The organism is Arsukibacterium sp. (assembly GCF_033722355.1).
Classification (GTDB): Bacteria; Pseudomonadota; Gammaproteobacteria; order Enterobacterales; family Alteromonadaceae; genus Alishewanella.
In genome coordinates, this window is the sequence record NZ_JAWVZF010000049.1 from 1 (window position 1) to 16,930 (window position 16,930).

Here is a 16,930-nt window from a genome sequence, read left to right on the forward strand (position 1 = left end):
AAATGAGGCAAAATAGAGGTTAATTCTGTTCGGTAACCTTCAGGATCCGTTTGCTGCAACTCCAACAGGTATTCTTTATCTTCCTCTGCAGCAAGTTCGATAAATAACGCCTGCTCCCATGTGTCGCCGCCATCTGTTGTGGTATAAAACAAACCATAAGCGCCAACAGCAATGCCACGTTGGTTATCACGGAAATACACATCAAGCAGCGGTTTATCCTCTTCCGGTATAAACTGTTGCAACTGCCAGCTGCTGCCACCATCACGGGTTTTAAGAATGACGGCATCATGCCCTACCGCCCAGCCATGTAACTCATCGGTAAAATGGACAGCGGTAAGCATACTTTGTACAGGGACGATAGCCTGCTGCCACTCATTGCCATCAGGACTTAGCAGAATATGCCCACGTTCTCCGACTGCCACGAAAAATTTATTGTTCACCTTTTGTACATCGGTTAACAGCGACTTTTCAGCAAGCGGCATAATATAAGCTGCCTTAGCCTCTTCGAAAGCAATGTCGTCAGCGAGCGCTTCATGAGCTATACCACTTAGTAATACACAAGCACAGGCCAGAAAAAGTTTATTGAACATAGGCAGCGTAACTACTCTTTTTTGAATGATTAAATAAATAAATTGCTGTCAGCAAACACGTCCGGACAGCAATCACCACTAAAAAAAACGGCCGGCTAATGCCAGCCGTCTCGCTAACACAATTTGTTAACGGGTACCCTCACGACGCAACGCCGCTGGGGTAAAGTCGTTATCAGATAGTGACACTGAGAAGTCATACATTCTGTCTTCGTTATCCAGACCGATTGCAATATAACGGCGGGAATTCAGATCATGATACACTTCCAGCGTACTCCAGTGGGTCGGTACTTCATAATAGTTCAAGCCATGCGCTACCGCTACCCGATACATGTCGCCACGGTTATCGTACAAGTCAGCGATATGGATCTGCCAGCTATCTTCATCTATGTAGAATACCCGCTTGCCATAGACGTGACGAGTCCCGTCTTTCAGTGTCGCTTCGACCACCCATACCCGGTGCTTTTCCCAGCGGACATAGTCGGGATTAATATGACCGGCCATCAGAATATTGTCATATTTGAGCTGGTCACTGTGCAGTTTGTAATCGTTATAAGCGATATACATTTCCTGCTTGCCTTTCAATTCCCAGTTGTAGCGATCCGGTGAACCGTTAAACATATCAAAGTCGTCTGTGGTGCGCAGACCATCAGAAGCCGTACCTGGCGCATCATAGGCCACATTTGGTGCCCGACGAACCCGACGCTGACCGGTATTGTATGTCCATGCTTGACGTGGGGTTGCCACCTGATCCATCGTTTCATGCACTAACAAAGCCGTACCTGCCAGCCGTGCCGGAGACGTCACACTTTGCTTGAAACGAAACAGAATATTTTCCGCTTCTAACGCATCAGGCGTGGCTTCCGGATGAGAATATTTGAACATGATTTGTTCATCAAAACCGATCACGGTATAAGCGCCATTTGAGGTAGGTGCTGCCTGCCCGCCATTACGGCTGGCTGCAACGCCACGATATCGGACAATATGGTTCCAGATTGCCTCCAGGCCGTTGGCCGGAATAGGAAACGGAATACCAATAGCCGCGTTAACCAGACCATTGCCACCCTGAACTAATTCTGCTTCTGTCGCAATCAGTTTAGTCGCATCGTAAAAATACTGTGGGAATGAGGCACTGCGACGAGTTGGATAAACATTCATTCTGAAAGTATCAGGATAAATGTCAAACAACTGCATAATGCCAGGACTTAAAAACTGCCGGTATTCTGCTACGTTTGACTTATCAATCGTCAGCAGGATCTCATCAGTGGCAAATGGGTCTATATGATGGTCACCTGGGCTATAACCTGGCGGAGGTGTGGTTATTCCGCCAGTCCATGCCGGAATACTGCCATCAGCATTACCCGCTTTTTCAGCCCCAATCGGGGTTAATTCATTACCTAACCTGGCTGCTTGTTCCGGCGTAATTTTTGCCAGAGCACTGCAGCTCACTATCAGCGCAATTGCAGAAGATAATAGGGTGAGTTTTTTCATAATCGGCTCTCGTCCCTTAAATAGAGTATTTAATATTAAAAGATACAAAATCGCGGTCGGCTACGTTGTTGGTCGTTCCCACTCCGCCCCAGAACCAATTGTAAGACAGCTCAGCTGACCATTTGCTTAAGTAGTCAAAACTGATTGCATAGGCAGCTGACTTTCTGTCTTCAACAAACATAAACAGTGGATCGGGTGTAATACCATTTACGTCATGCGAAAAAACAACCCGCTGTGACATGTTTACGCCGGCAAAGATGTTGTTATAGTCGGCCTTAGCCAGTATCCGGTAACCCCAGGCAGAAGCGGTTGGGAACGGGTTGGTTTCAGGACCATCAGAAATGCCGGTGTGAAGCCCCTGAGACGGGCCATTTACACCAATTAGTGGTGCGCCGCTGCGATCGGTTCCCGGACCGTTTAACCGCAGTACATCCTGCGATGGCATGTCACCAATCCGGATGCCGCCCACTTCAGCCAGCATGGTAAAGTTATCAGCTGCAAGCCAGGCTGTCGGACCAAACAAATGGGTAAACGTCATCTGAGCTTGCAGCGTGTCACGTAAAATATAACCCTGTGCTGGATCGCCTGGTTGAACTTTTTCGCCAATTTCTCTGCCAATCTGCGAAATGCCAGCTAAATCAGGTCTGATGCCGGCATTGGCCAGCTGCTCAGGCATACCAGCATACAAAATTTCAACATCATCAATTTGTAACGGATCATCCTGTCGGTAAGCTATTTCACCCGCAACTGAGGTAGTGCCAATTGTGGTGTTGAAACTGAAACCATAAAGTTTGATATCTTCCGGATATTCCAGCTTACCTTTCGAGAATGCCTGTAAATTGTCGATATTATCGATCGACAAATTACCTGCCTGCTGTGCTAAGTACATGATGTCCTCAGAAATAGCAGCAGAACTGAAATCAGAGGCGACACCGGAAATGACCGGTACCCGACTATGGTAATTCATGTAATAAAGGGCAAATTCAGTATCATTTAATTCCGGAGCAAAATATTCAATTTTCAAGCCATACTGACCGCCATCTTTTGGCTCAATTCTGCCATCAGTTCCCGTCGGACGTAACGCCACTTTGGTTGGATAGGCCAGATAAAGCTGTGCGGCTGTGGCCGGCGCCAGTTGACCGGCAGCCACCGCTGCACCAATACCATTTAAGTTTTGCAGAAGATAAGCCAGATCTATGTCAGGGTTACCGGAAAAACCCAGCTGAATATTCTGAGCATAACCGCCTCTGCCAGCAAAATCGTTGGTAGAAAAATAGGTGCCCGGAGGTGGCAGATAGCTTTCCTGCCAAGAATACTGATAAAACATTTCTGTTGACAGGTTATCTGTCAAGCCTACTGACAGCGTGATCATGCCGGTAGGAATAAAAGCTTCTTTTAAGTCGGCACCAGGAGCGCGCAGTATTCCGACATCGACCGGGGTAATGTTGATGCCATGTGGAATAAAGGTACTCTCGCCCCAACTTAATACCTGATTACCAACCCTGACGGTAACCGGATTCATCCCATCGTTAAATGAAAAATTACCGTACAGATAGGCATCTAAAATTCTGAAATCTTTACAGGCAAGTTCACTGGATTCAGAGTCTGCACATGGGTCTACCTGCTGACCACTTAGTGGATTGCTATACGCGAAGTCACCATCATTCAGGGCAAAGTCGTAGAAATACATAAACCGGCTAAAAAAGCCGACATTGTCGTGAGTTATTGATAATTCGTGTAAGCCTTTAAAAAGGCTGGAAAACATATCACCACGATCGAAATTAAGATTACCGGCATCGCCATTACTTGAATAAGCACCTGGCTGAGCCCAGATATCTGCAGGCGGATAAATAACATTAGTGGCAGCGTTATAACCCGTCCAATCAAAACGCGGGTGATTAACTTTCGCTATTGTATCCCAGTCCCTGTCTTCGGTGCGGACACTGGCGCCATAAGAAAAGGTTGAGTCAAATACAACCTGGAAATTGCCAACATCAAAGGTAGCTGCTTGAGCAGGCACAACGGACAGTGCCAGTAATGCAGATGCAACCCCTAAGGCTAACGGACTTTTATAAAAAGTATTAGGCCTTCTATTCATCTTGTGATCTCCCCCCTGTCCCTGCAGGTATGTTTTGTGTCTTTTTAATTATTATGCTGAACCAACTGCTCGGAGCTCAGCTTGCATCACAGAAATAATTACATCATTTTAGGGTGTTAGCAAGGCTTCTGCTTGCGTAAATCTGTTGATTTCTATTAAATTTTTACATGTTAAAGCGTCTGCTGTGACAGATTAAAGCGTTTTCAGTTTAATCAGTGACAGTTGTATCCAATAGTCACTTCATAAGCTAATGAAATTAAAGGTCAAACCAGCTGATACTGCAAGGCTTTGTTTTAATCTTGCGTTTAAAGTAATAGCTCTAATTAATTTTTTCCAGCCGCTCAAACGCGCCTGCAGCAGTCAGCGTCAGTCGGAAGCGCCCCCGCAGCCCCAGCTCTGAAAAAAAGGGTTGGAAATGCTTCAGACCAAGCTGGATCCGTTCACCGGAATCTGCTGTTACCACCACATAGCGAATGCTACCCTGGTAATACAGCAGACATTTTTCACGTGCCAGAAAGGCATTGAATAGATACTGGCGTTTCATACTAAACTTTTAGATATTTTTTCGTATAAATCATTGCTCAGACTTGGGGTGGCAGCAAGTCGCTTTAACTCCGCCAGCATATGCTGGCGACGTTGCTCATCAAACCGTTGCCAGGACAGCAGCGGTGTAATTAATCTGGCAGCCACCTGCGGGTTTATCGGATCCATCCGGGCGATTACCTGCCCCAGACAACGATAGCCCTGGCCATCAGCACGGTGAAACTGCTCTGGATTTCGCATACTGAAAGCACCAAATAAAGCCCTTACCCTATTCGGATTTTTCCAGCTGAAGAGTGAATGAGTGGTCAGTTTATTCAGATTAGCAAAAACCTCACTACCAGGATCGGTCGCCATCAGTGCAAAGTATTTATCCATTACCTGCACGTCATGCTGCCAGTTGGCCGCAAAATCATCAGCGAGCTCAGTAAAAAAGGGTAGCCCAGCCTGCTGGGCCGCAGTCAGGGCAGCCAGCGTATCAGTCATATTATCTGAATTATGATAATGCGCCGACAGCGTCTTCGATTCCTGTTTATGATAAGCCAGATAACTGAGGCAGCGATTACGCAGCGCTCTTGTGCCAACAGCTGCTTCATTGTATTGATAGGGGCCGGTACTTAACGACTGATAGCAATGCAACCAATCTGGCAACAAGGCATTGGCTAATTGCTGTTTTATCCACCGCAAACCGGTGATAATCACATCAACCGGTATGTCCTGATACTGCTCAGCCAGGGTATCAAAATCAGGCAGGGTTAACAGTTCCGCGGTTAAGGCCCGATCGGGCAACGGCTGTTGCAACCACTGGCGCATTATCGTTAGCAGTGCAACCGGCAATTCCAGTGATATTTCCGGCTGGTGCACTTTATGGCGAATTAGGTTTGACCAGAAAACCTGCATTGCATCCCACCTGGCAAAACCATTGCTGGCTCGCTCTGCGATAAGCAGCAATTGCGCTACCTTGTAGTCCTGCTGCAATTTTACCGGCGCAGAGAAATTCTCCCAAACTACCACCGGCTCACTAGTTATCTCAGAAAACGTAAAACGTTCAGTATCCCGGCTAAGTTTAATAAGATGCTGCTGGTTTACCTTACCATCCTGGCTTAATAACTGTATCTGGAGCGGAATAAGCAGCGGCTGCTTGCCGGGCTGGTCTGCTGTCGGCTGATGCTGCTGAGTGATATCCAGTTGCAAAGTGGCAGTATTATTGTCGTACTGTTGCCTGATACTTACCAACGGCGTACCTGCCTGGCTGTACCACAGCCGGAACTGGGTTAAATCTGTATTGTTTGCATCTTCCATCGCGCTGATAAAGTCATCACAGGTGACCGCCTGGCCATCGTGGCGCTGCAGATAGCACGCCAAACCGCGGTTAAAACCCGTTTGACCAAGCATCGTCTGCAACATTCTGATAACCTCTGCCCCTTTATCATAGACGGTAACAGTATAAAAATTATTCATTTCAAGTACTTGCTCAGGCCTGATCGGATGAGCCATGGGGCCTGCATCTTCGGCAAACTGAGCAGTTCGGATCAATTTTACCGCATCAATCCGGTTTAATGTGGCAGAGCCCATATCGGCACTGAATTCCTGATCACGAAATACCGTCAGGCCTTCTTTCAGACTAAGCTGAAACCAATCGCGGCAGGTCACCCGGTTCCCGGTCCAGTTGTGAAAATATTCATGGCCAATAATAGATTCAATATTAAAATAATCTTTGTCTGTGGCGCTGCTATCATCGGCCAGTACATATTTACTGTTAAACACGTTGAGCCCCTTATTTTCCATGGCCCCCATGTTAAAAAAGTCGACCGCCACCACCATATATACGTCCAGATCGTATTCCAGCTGATATCGGTCCTCATCCCAGCGCATCGCACGCTTTAACGCGGCCAGGGCAAACTGGCCTTTGCTATGCTGCCCTGGTTCAACAAACAATTGCAAGCTCACTTCCCGGCCACTTTGGGTAATAAAAATGTCGGTCAGACAATCAAATTTGCCGGCAACTATCGCGAACAAATAACAGGGTTTTGCAAAAGGATCATGCCAGCTCACTTTCGATTTACCATTGGCCAATATTTCCGAAGCGGTATTGTTGCCGTTGGCCAGCAGATAAGGAAATTGCTTTTTATCAGCAATAATGTGGGTGGTGTACTTACTCAACACGTCAGGCCGGTCTGGGAAAAACATAATCCGGCGAAAGCCCTCTGCCTCACACTGTGTACAGAAAATGTTATTTGCCAGATACAACCCCTCTAATGCGGTATTTTCAGCCGGATTAATCAGGGTGATGACCTGCAGCTCAAATGCAGTGGGAACATCAGCGATAACCAGCTGGTCTGCGGTTAACAGATACTGCTGCGGCTGTAATTCAACGCCGTTAACAGCAAGATACAACAATTCCAACTGCTGACCGTCCAGCACCAGTGGTGCCCCAGCGGTATGAGCAATAACCTGCATTATGGCCGTGACCCGGGTTGCTTCAGCAGCCAGCTCGAAAGTGAGCTCAATGTCAGGAATTGAGAAATCGGGTTGCCGGTAATCGGCCAGACGCCGGCTGGTACGGGCTGAATTACTACTCATCGTTGCTCCCTGAATGCGCTAAAACAAAGTTAAATTCAGACAACAATCTGAATTTAACTAACCATAGACCAAATTGTTATTTTCGCTTTTGGGATGACTGCAAATCTGCCGGGGGGGTCAACCGCAGAATTTTTATTCCCAAATAAGCATAAATGATTGACAACATTGGGTTAATTAAATTGAAAAATGCGTAAAAGGCATAATCCAGCGGGCTGACACCAAGCACACCATGCATATAGGCACCGCATGTATTCCAGGGGATCAACGGACTGGTAATCGTGCCGCCATCCTCCAGCGAACGGGATAAATTTACCGGTGCCAGACCACGGCGTTCATATTCCTCTTTAAACATCCGGCCTGGCATTACAATTGACATATATTGGTCGGCAGTCAGTAAGTTTGTCACAAAACATGTCGCAATGGTGCTGGTAATCAGCGAACCGGTACTGCGGGCAAAAAACAATATGGACTCAACAAATTTTCGCAGTAACCCTATTTTTTCTATCGTAGCACCAAACATCATTGCACAGAACACCAGCCAGATGGTGTTGAGCATGCTTGCCATACCACCACCGCTTAGTAACTCATTCAGATTATTATCGCCGGTTTCAACCGCAAAGCCGGCGTAAAATGTATGCCAGACCAATTTTAATACTCCGATAAACGCAGGCAGCGTGTTGTCAGTCAGCCGGGCCAGTAAATCCTGCTGGAAAAATACGGCCCAAATGGCTCCTAGTAATGCTCCAATAAAGACTGTTGGGAAAGCAGGTACTTTTTTAACTGCCATCGCCAGTAATACTAACAGTGGCACCAGCGACACCAGGCTGATTGAAAAGTGCTGTTGAAGTACCGAACTTATTTGTTTAATCCTTGCGAAATCAGCGGCAATATCGGTGTTAAAACCAATTATGGTAAACAAAACTAACGCTAGCAGATAACTTGGCACCGTCGTCCACAACATATGCCGGATATGGGCGAATAATTCTGCACCAGCCACTGCCGGCGCCAAATTAGTGGTCTCACTTAACGGTGACAATTTATCGCCGAAATAAGCACCGGACACAATAGCGCCTGCTGTTATCACTGGTGATAACCCTAAACCGGAAGCCACACCAATCAGCGCAACCCCGATGGTTGCCGCGGTAGTCCAGGAGCTGCCGATACTCATCGCTACGATGCCGCACAACAGACAACTGGCAGCATAAAACCAGCTCGGATTTAATAATTGTAAACCGTAGTAAATTAAGGTGGGTACAGTCCCGGATAACATCCAAGTACCAATTAAAGCGCCTACCGACAGCAAGATTAATACCGCACCAAGTGATAACGAAATACCGTTTACCATGGCCTGCTCCATCACCTGCCATTTGTATCCGTTTTTCAGGCCAACCACAACTGCGACAGCGGTAGCAATAAATAATGCAATCTGATTCGGCCCATATGAGGAGTCATTACCGAACAGATAAACCGAGGCCGATAATAATATGATAAGGACGATAAGCGGCAAAGCAGCATCCAGAAAACTGGGATGTTTTTCAGTCATTAATAGTGCTCCAGAGGGCAAAGGCGCCTGAGGCGCCTTATATTGTTATTATGGATGATTAGATTTAAATGCCGGCACTTATAATGACCGGTAAAACATCAGCAAAATTATCACCGGGCAGACAAACCTGACATACCAGGGCCAGATCCGCCAGAACAAGCTGTGGCCGGCACCAGCATCACCTTTTTTCAGCTCAGCCAGAATATTGTCCCTATGCCACACCCAGCCAGCAAAAATACACAACATTAAACCCAGCAACGGCTGGCTGTATTGTGTGGTCAGCGCAATGACCAAACCAAATAATGTCTGGAAATTAAACAGGATCAGCACACTTAACGAAAATATAATGGCCGCAATCAGCCAGACGGCCTTGTTGCGGGCGACCTTGCGGTTCTCGACCACATAAGATACCGGCACTTCCAGCATAGAAATAGAAGAGGTCAGTGCAGCAATAGACATTAGCAGAAAAAAAGCGCAGGCAACCAGCAGCCCGACAGATCCCATTGAGGTGAAGAGCGACGGCAATACTGTAAAGATCAGGGTATCTTCTGCCAGCAACTGGCCATCAGCTGAAAAAATTTCAACACCATTATGCAGAGCGACATACATCGCCGGAATAATCAGCAAACCAGCCAGTACCGCCACACCAATGTCGACCAGCGCTACTGCTGCCCCTAACCTGGGCAGGTTTTCTTTATGGCTGACATAGGAGCCGTAAATCAACATGGTGCCCACACCCAGCGACATCGAGAAAAATGCCTGGCCCATGGCACTAATTAGTAAATTGGGGTTGAGAGCTTCACTGAAATCAGGAAGTAAATACACTTTCAAGCCTTCCAGCGCCCCCTGCTGAGTCATGACGTAACCAAATAACAACAACATCAGGCCAAACAACGTCGGCATTAACCGGACTGACCACCGTTCAATCCCGTTTACCACCCCACCGCTTACAATGCCTACTGTCAGCAGCATAAATAAACCACAAAAAACAATATTTCGCGACAATGATGAAGAAACCAGCCAACTGGCAAGTTGATCCAGCCCTGCCAGACTGGCCAGCGCTTCCAGGGTATAAGCCAGCATCCAGCCACCAACAATGCCATAAAACGCCAGGATCAATGATACAGTGACAATCCCCCAGACCCCGACTGCGCGACCGGCTTTGCTACGCGAGATCTTCCCCAGCGCATCCACCACATTAGACTCGGTTGCCCGACCTATAAGTAACTCTGCCATCAATACCGGATAAGCCAGCAAAAACGCCAGAATCAAATACATCAGCACAAAAGCCGCGCCGCCATTACTGGCCACCTGAGACGGAAACCCCCAAACATTTCCCAAGCCGACTGCAGAACCAGAAGCGGCCAGGATAAAACCCAGCCTAGATGAAAATACACCCCGTGTTGTCATAGTTAACCTTTATAATTATTATTTGTTGGGCTGAGCCTAACAAAAAGCGGTAATGAATACCGCTTTTTTTGTCAGTTATTATTAACGTAAGACTACTTTTTCGCCAAACGACTCACCATCAGTAAATCAGCAGTAATACTGGCCGCTTCTTCAAGAAAAGGGTCCAGCTCGTTAATCAGCTCGGGCGCATCATCGACCGTGTCGACTTTCTCAAGCTCAAATCGTGCTAAACGTTCATTTAGCCGGCTCAGCTGTTCCGCTTTTTCCTTATCCCGTTCACTTACCCGGACAGCTTCTTTTAAAGAAACGGTTTTTTCTTCCTGGCGTTGTTTAAAGTCATTGATATCGGACAACAGATAAGTAAATTCCTGCTCGCCGCTAATCCGCCGCTGATGTTTTTCCCGAAGAACCGGTACCAGCTCCTGAATATCATTGACACTGGCAAAATTTGCCGGGGGGATAGAATCCCACGGTAAAGCATGCTGCTCTTTACTTTCGCCCCATTCTGCTGGATCAATCGCCGTTGGAAAATGGATATCTGGGATTACGCCCTGGTGCTGAGTACTGCCACCATTAATCCGATAGAATTTGGCTATGGTGTACTGTACGCTACCCAACGGCTCTTCAAACATATCGTATATTCGTCCCAGACCACGATGTTGCTGTACGGTACCTTTACCAAAAGTCTGCTCTCCGACGATAACTGCCCGGCCATAATCCTGCATGGCAGCGGCAAAAATCTCTGAGGCAGAAGCGCTGTAACGGTCAACTAACACCGTCAGTGGCCCTTCATAATAACTTATACCGTCGGTGTCAGGTGATTCAGTGACCTTGCCATCGCCCTGGCGGATTTGCACCACAGGCCCGCGGTCAATAAATAAGCCGGTCAGTAAAGTGGCTTCCTGCAGTGAGCCGCCGCCATTGCCACGAAGGTCAATGACGATGCCGTCAACTTTCTGTTCTTTTAACTCAGCCAGTAGTTTTTTTACATCTTCTGCCAGATTGTTATAAAAGCCCGGAATGCTGATAACGCCAATATTCTGCTCAAGCTCGTATAACTTCGGGTCCAGTACTTCCGCCTTCGCAGCACGATCTTCTAAGCGGATTTTATCCCGGACAATGGTGACAACCTCTGCTTTATTAGCCGCAATATCACTACCGCCTAATACCTGAAGCCGGACAGTACTGCCCTTAGGACCTTTAATTAAATCGACAACATCATCCAGCCGCCAACCTATCACATCAACGAAGTCTTTATCATCCTGAGCAACCCCGATAATTTTGTCTTTGGGTTTTAACTTCTCAGTCTGATCAGCCGGACCACCAGGCACCAGGCTCTGAATGACGGTATAGTCTTCTTCTGCACGAAGCACGGCACCAATGCCTTCCAGCGACAAATTCATTTCCTGCTGAAAACGATCGGCATTGCGTGGCGATAAATACGATGTATGAGCTTCAATAGCACGCCCAAATGAATTCATCACTAACTGAAATACATCTTCACTATTGGTCTGACTTAAGCGCTTCTGACTATTCCGATACCGTTTAGTCAGGATATCCCGGATTTCTTCGTCATTTTTGCCAGTCAGCTTCAGATTTAAAGCATCGAACTTAACCCGCTGCCGCCATAGCTCATCCATTTCCGCTTGATCTGCCGGCCACTGAGCATCTTCTCTGTCATACTGGTAGCTATCGTCTTTACTGAAATCAAAACCCTGCGCCAGCAAATTAATTGCATAATCAAAACGCTCAGCGCGGCGCTGCAACGTCTGATTAAACATGTCAAACGCAAAGTTTAAATTACCTTTGTTCAGCCCATCGTCAAACTCTTGCCGGTAGCGCTCAAAAGCCTCAACATCTGACTTTAATAGAACATTGCGATAATAATCCAGGTTTTTCAGGTACATATCAAAAATGCGACCTGACAGCTCATCGTTAAGCTGCACGGGAATATAATGGCCCCGGGTGAACAACGCTGTTATCCGTTTGCTGGCTGTCGCGTGATGAGAAGCCTGCGCCACAACAGGCAATACCAGACTTTCTTCAGATTTATCGGGCTCGGCATGAACTGCCAGAGCCATCATCAAACTTGCCGCTAATATGGATAATTTTTTCATAAGCTACTCTGCATTTTTCAGGCCTGATACAAACTGTCCCGGTGAGTTTTAACCACCATCCCGGACGAAAGCTGCACGGTCACATCGTCTTTATGCACTTCAAGTATGGTCGCTGTCATTGGCGACTGGCCCAGTTTAACCAGAACACCCGCCCCTACTTTAAGTTGCTCGTTCGCTATAGCATGTAAATCAGGTGCTGTTACCGGTTGGCTGACAGTCTTATTTACTGCTTTACTGCTTAGCTTAGTGTTGTTAGAGCTATTAGTTGCCGTTTTGTTCGGCTTTTTTTTGTAAGCAGGTTTGTCAGTCGCCGGTTTTGTTTTCGCTTTTTGTTCCGCTAATTTCGCTTTGCGTACTTCGGCTGCTTTCTGTTTACTTTCGGTTAAGGTACTAAGCGCATGATCGGCTTGTTGCTGATCAATTTGTTCACCCGGCTCTCCTTGTAAATTTACGCGGGCTACGCCGGGCTGGATTGCTTCCAGATAACGCCAACTGGATGTATACACCCGCAATGCCTGGCGTAACTGTGTTTTACTGACCAGATTATCTTGTTCAAGCTCTGCCGCAATGTCTTGAAAAATACCAATCTTTAATGGTTTTGCTGCACCTTTAACACTAAAACATAAAGGAAATTGCTGCGCCAGATAAGCAAGTACTTCTTTTACATTTGCCAGCTTTCTGGTGTCACTCGGGTTATCAGTAATTTTATGGTCTGACGCAGTGGTATCATCAGTGGTTAACGTTTCAGTGGAGGTTGTCATCAAAATTTCACTCTTCTTCATCTTCTGCACGGATATTTGCGTCAGCTGTATCATCAGCCTCAGCATCTTCAATACCCAGTTCAATTTGTTGCCGCATAAAGACCAATGCCCAGCCGGCCAATTCATGTTCATCAACATCGAGCAGCAGTGTATCTTGCCCCAACTGCTGCCACAGTTGCGGCATTATCCGCTCAATATGTTCAGTTGCCAGATCATCGGGTAACGCATCCCAGACAGTATGAATAATGCTGTTAATTTTGTCGGTTACCAGTTCTTCCTCACCATCCCAGTCACCGACTTCTGATTCATGCAATAAATAGTCCTGAACCGACAGCGCGTCTTTCATAACGGACCTGATAACCGCTGCTCAAGCAGCTCAACTAACTTGATTAAATATTGTTTGTCGATGTTGTCAAAGCGCGCTAGTTTCGGACTGTCAATATCCAGTACAGCAACAATATCACCGTTAAAACGTACCGGAATGACAATTTCTGAGTTACTGGCGGCGTCACAGGCGATATGGCCGTCAAACTGATGCACATCTTCTACCAGCTGTACGTCACCTGTAGCAACCGCCGTGCCGCATACGCCTTTGCCAACCGGGATCCGTACACAGGCAACCTGCCCCTGAAACGGTCCTAATACTAATTCACCAGCACGCATAATATAAAAGCCAGCCCAGTTTAAATCTGGCAGGCTGTTGAATAACAGCGCACTTAAGTTAGCCAAATTGGCTATAACATCAGATTCATCGGCGATGAGCGCCTGCGCTTGCTGCAGCAGCAAGTCATATTGAGTGTGTTTTTCACTAGACATTGGATTGCGGTTTCAACTTACCAGGTATTAAAGGCACTACATTACTTGGTTTGCCATATAATTTAAACCTTTTTAGTGTGAAAGACTGCCTCGACCAGCATGATTTCAGGACAGGCTTAATGAAAGTGCTGATAAATCATCCACAGCTGCTGTTCAACCAGAAAATTGTAAAGGATTAGCCGGATAATAACAGGTCGCAGTTTGCGGTTGATGCTCAAAAAACCGGGTGTCTTTATAAGGCAATTTCATAAAGCCCCCAACACCTTCCCCGGTGATCAGGGGTACCTTAGCCAGAATATTTTGCAACAATGTGGCGAATTCGGGTTCCGCTTCACTATCCAGTAGCCGATAATAACTATGAACCTTCATATAGAGCGCGGTAACTTCAAATATAATGCAACCGGTATGGCGGATCAGGTTTAGTCTGGCGATGTCGTCCATAATCATATCCGGAAGTACCAGTTGCTCATCAGGATCTTTGCCATCTTCGAAATAAGAATGTTGTTTACTCGCCTCTTCCTGACTTAAAACCGGCGCCGTCTGATAAGGAATTTTTGCATCTGCAGGAACCACAAAGGGGCGCTCTGAACTGTCGCGGCTGATATGTATTGTATTTCGGGCGTCAAATAAACACGCCTTAAATACCCCCAACTTACCAATAGCCCGCCCAAGGGTAACCACATTATTGACCGCATGACTGAAGGCGACTTTTAAATCACTGTTGTACAGGTTTAAACTTGAGTCAATATAAACACCATTTGCCTGCCAATGAATGGCCAGCCCCCCTACTACCGGGTATCTTGCTAAGCGGCCTACTGCAGCGATAAAGGCTTTTTCAGTCTCTCCCATACCCTCCAGATAATTCTTGTAATAGCGCTCTAACTGCACATCATCAACATAATGCAGATCCGCGTTTTCCTGATGTTCACGTAAAAACGATTTGCGGGACGAATAAACCACGGTATCAAGCTGCTGCCGCTGATTGCTGCACCACACCGGCAGCAAAGCGTCATCTGATAATATGGGTAAAGCTGGTAATATCAGCTGGCTCAGCCGGGGCATTCTGCTGATAAAGTAGTCACCTGCCTGTTGTCGTAATAACTCATCGTCAGCCAGCATACTGTCAAGCATCGTGGCAAACTCTACAGGCAACCCCAGACTGCGGGCCGGAATAGCCCGGCGGCCGAAGCGACAGGACTGCGCTGATGCCAGCGCATATAGCGTACTGGCCACGCCCTGCTCATCAAATCTCGGACTGGATAATGCACCACAGCGCTGCTCGGGCCCGATAAAATATACATCGCCCATTTTAGCATTGGATTGCTGCAAATCCGCTGACATCAGCTGCATCACGTTAGTGGCCAGATACTGGCCCTGGCTATCTAACTGTGCATGCACTGATGAGCCCCAGTCGATCAGACTTATTTTGCCAGTATCTTCATCAAATACCAGATTTGACGGTTTAATATCACCATGCACAATAGGGGCACTGTTGCCGTCAAGCTGTTGCTGGCGCAAAAACAATAACAGCCGGGCTAACTGAGCCGCAATATCGATAATTAACCTGACCGGTAAGCGGCCTACTCTGAGGCTATATTGCTCCAGATCCAGGCCTTTAGCCCGCCCCATCATTAAAATGCCCTGTTTTTTTATCACCTGGTAGGTAATATAAGCGGGTATAGCAGGATGCTTTACCAGCGACAACATATAAGCTTCATCGGCAAGCCGTTCCTGAATATGTTGGGCTAAGTTAATTCTGGAGAATTTAAATACATAAGACACGCCATCCTGGCCAAATCCTGCAAAAGCAAAGCCATAAGCGCCTTTACCGATAAGCTCTATCTGACGATAACCGAGCTTTTCCAACTCATCAATGCACAACGCTACCCAGTCTTTAAGCTTTTTAGCATCATTGGCATTTAATAAATATACCGATTGCTCTTCCGGTATATAGAAATTGCGCAGTGCAGTTTTATCAGATTTATCCGGCATAGCAGTCCTGAAAATTACGGCTGAGGTTTAATATTTACGCGATAACACAGCGTTGACTGGCCCAGTGCCTGAGGCGGCTAACATGTTCGCTCATTACCACTGACAGTGGCCGGGTTTCGGCCAGCTCAGCCAGTATGTGTTGCAAACTGAAACTTCCGCCAGCCATATGCATCCGGTAACTGGCACTGACTACCGCCTGCTCAAGCTCAGCCCCGGAAAAGCCCTGAGCTAACGCAACACACTGCTCGAGTTCAGTGTCAGTCAGGCTTAACTGACGTCGCTGTAAATGCAGCTGAAGTAGTGCTTTAATTTGCTGTTGATCAGGTAAATCGACAAAGAATATTTCGTCAAAACGTCCTTTTCGCAACAGTTCCGGCGCCAACTCCTCAATATTGTTGGCCGTGGCCACCAGAAATACCGGTTTATCCCGCTCGGCCATCCAGGTCAGCAAACTGCCCAACAATCGCCGGCTTACACCGTTGTCGCTATCACCGCCTGTCAGGCCTTTCTCAATTTCGTCAACCCATAGCACGCAGGGCGCCATCGCATCTGCCTGAGAAAGCGCCTGACTCAGGTTTTTCTCTGTCTCTCCAATATATTTATTATATAAGGCTGCCATATCCAGTCGCAGCAACGGGATAGACCAGGACCCCGCTATTGCTTTTGCCGTCAGGCTTTTTCCGGTGCCCTGGACGCCGGTAAGCAGAAGTCCTTTCGGGGTATCGCGGCCATTTTGCCTGAACGCCTGCTGCCGTTGAGTTAACCAACGTTTTAAATTTGGCAGGCCAATTACCTCGTCCAGGCTTTTAGTATCAAAAATCTGGCTTAAGACACTGCCGGTTTGCAGTAAATGAAATTTAGCCCGGTTGATTCTGGGTATATCAGCTTTGGTAACAGCACCGTCATCTGCTATTGCTTTGTAAGCTAAGCGCTTTGCTTCATCGAATGTCAGCCCATGCAGATTACTGACCAGCGCGCTGATGTCAGCGGGC

13 protein-coding genes are annotated in these 16,930 nt (G+C 47.1%); all 13 read right to left on the reverse strand.

Going from position 1 to position 16,930, the window contains the following annotated elements:
* Window positions 1–590, reverse strand: a 590-nt coding sequence (locus R3177_RS06690) for a WD40/YVTN/BNR-like repeat-containing protein (RefSeq protein ID WP_318970268.1), incomplete at its 3' end; no start/stop codon positions are given.
* 126 nt (window positions 591–716) lie between these two features.
* Window positions 717–2,078, reverse strand: a complete 1,362-nt coding sequence (locus R3177_RS06695; RefSeq protein ID WP_318970269.1) for a DUF1329 domain-containing protein — start codon at window positions 2,076–2,078, stop codon at window positions 717–719.
* A gap of 16 nt (window positions 2,079–2,094) precedes the next feature.
* Window positions 2,095–4,176 (reverse strand): DUF1302 domain-containing protein, encoded by a 2,082-nt coding sequence (locus R3177_RS06700; protein ID WP_318970270.1) that lies wholly within the window; start codon window positions 4,174–4,176, stop codon window positions 2,095–2,097.
* Window positions 4,177–4,495: 319 nt separating this feature from the next.
* Complete coding sequence (locus tag R3177_RS06705) at window positions 4,496–4,720, reverse strand: DUF2835 family protein (protein ID WP_318970271.1); 225 nt, start codon at window positions 4,718–4,720, stop codon at window positions 4,496–4,498.
* The gene (pepN, locus tag R3177_RS06710) at window positions 4,717–7,299 is read right to left on the reverse strand and encodes an aminopeptidase N (protein ID WP_318970272.1); all 2,583 of its coding nucleotides are present in this window, start codon (window positions 7,297–7,299) and stop codon (window positions 4,717–4,719) included. The genes R3177_RS06705 and pepN overlap by 4 nt, the downstream gene beginning before the upstream one ends.
* Window positions 7,300–7,375: 76 nt before the next feature.
* A complete protein-coding gene (gene nhaC / locus R3177_RS06715; RefSeq protein WP_318970273.1) occupies window positions 7,376–8,842 on the reverse strand; it encodes a Na+/H+ antiporter NhaC in 1,467 nt (488 codons plus the stop codon).
* 78 nt (window positions 8,843–8,920) lie between these two features.
* Entirely contained in the window at window positions 8,921–10,252 is a 1,332-nt protein-coding gene (locus R3177_RS06720) for a sodium-dependent transporter (RefSeq protein ID WP_318970274.1), read from the reverse strand.
* 92 nt (window positions 10,253–10,344) lie between these two features.
* Window positions 10,345–12,369, reverse strand: a complete 2,025-nt coding sequence (prc, locus tag R3177_RS06725) for a carboxy terminal-processing peptidase (RefSeq protein ID WP_318970275.1) — start codon at window positions 12,367–12,369, stop codon at window positions 10,345–10,347.
* Between the two features lie 17 nt (window positions 12,370–12,386).
* Window positions 12,387–13,130 carry an RNA chaperone ProQ gene (gene proQ, locus R3177_RS06730; RefSeq protein ID WP_318970276.1) on the reverse strand — a complete coding sequence of 248 codons (744 nt, stop codon included), beginning with the start codon at window positions 13,128–13,130 and terminating at the stop codon, window positions 12,387–12,389.
* A 7-nt stretch (window positions 13,131–13,137) separates the two neighbouring features.
* Window positions 13,138–13,476, reverse strand: coding sequence for a hypothetical protein (locus tag R3177_RS06735; RefSeq protein WP_318970277.1), 339 nt, complete (start codon window positions 13,474–13,476; stop codon window positions 13,138–13,140).
* Window positions 13,473–13,946: a GAF domain-containing protein gene (locus R3177_RS06740; RefSeq protein ID WP_318970278.1), complete on the reverse strand. Its 474-nt coding sequence runs from the start codon at window positions 13,944–13,946 to the stop codon at window positions 13,473–13,475. Before R3177_RS06740 ends, R3177_RS06735 begins: the two co-directional genes overlap by 4 nt.
* Window positions 13,947–14,099: 153 nt before the next feature.
* Window positions 14,100–15,938: a protein kinase domain-containing protein gene (locus R3177_RS06745; RefSeq protein ID WP_318970279.1), complete on the reverse strand. Its 1,839-nt coding sequence runs from the start codon at window positions 15,936–15,938 to the stop codon at window positions 14,100–14,102.
* A gap of 34 nt (window positions 15,939–15,972) precedes the next feature.
* Window positions 15,973–16,930: AAA family ATPase (locus R3177_RS06750; protein ID WP_318970280.1), on the reverse strand; the 958-nt coding region annotated here is incomplete at its 5' end.

What these genes read in the sequence shown, in the direction of transcription:
- R3177_RS06695 (WP_318970269.1), bottom strand. Translation starts at nt 2,078, where the DNA reads ATGAAAAAACTCACCCTATTATCTTCTGCAATTGCGCTGATAGTGAGC.
- R3177_RS06700 (WP_318970270.1), bottom strand. Translation starts at nt 4,176, where the DNA reads ATGAATAGAAGGCCTAATACTTTTTATAAAAGTCCGTTAGCCTTAGGG.
- R3177_RS06705 (WP_318970271.1), bottom strand. Translation starts at nt 4,720, where the DNA reads ATGAAACGCCAGTATCTATTCAATGCCTTTCTGGCACGTGAAAAATGT.
- pepN (WP_318970272.1), bottom strand. Translation starts at nt 7,299, where the DNA reads ATGAGTAGTAATTCAGCCCGTACCAGCCGGCGTCTGGCCGATTACCGG.
- nhaC (WP_318970273.1), bottom strand. Translation starts at nt 8,842, where the DNA reads ATGACTGAAAAACATCCCAGTTTTCTGGATGCTGCTTTGCCGCTTATC.
- R3177_RS06720 (WP_318970274.1), bottom strand. Translation starts at nt 10,252, where the DNA reads ATGACAACACGGGGTGTATTTTCATCTAGGCTGGGTTTTATCCTGGCC.
- prc (WP_318970275.1), bottom strand. Translation starts at nt 12,369, where the DNA reads ATGAAAAAATTATCCATATTAGCGGCAAGTTTGATGATGGCTCTGGCA.
- proQ (WP_318970276.1), bottom strand. Translation starts at nt 13,130, where the DNA reads ATGACAACCTCCACTGAAACGTTAACCACTGATGATACCACTGCGTCA.
- R3177_RS06735 (WP_318970277.1), bottom strand. Translation starts at nt 13,476, where the DNA reads ATGAAAGACGCGCTGTCGGTTCAGGACTATTTATTGCATGAATCAGAA.
- R3177_RS06740 (WP_318970278.1), bottom strand. Translation starts at nt 13,946, where the DNA reads ATGTCTAGTGAAAAACACACTCAATATGACTTGCTGCTGCAGCAAGCG.
- R3177_RS06745 (WP_318970279.1), bottom strand. Translation starts at nt 15,938, where the DNA reads ATGCCGGATAAATCTGATAAAACTGCACTGCGCAATTTCTATATACCG.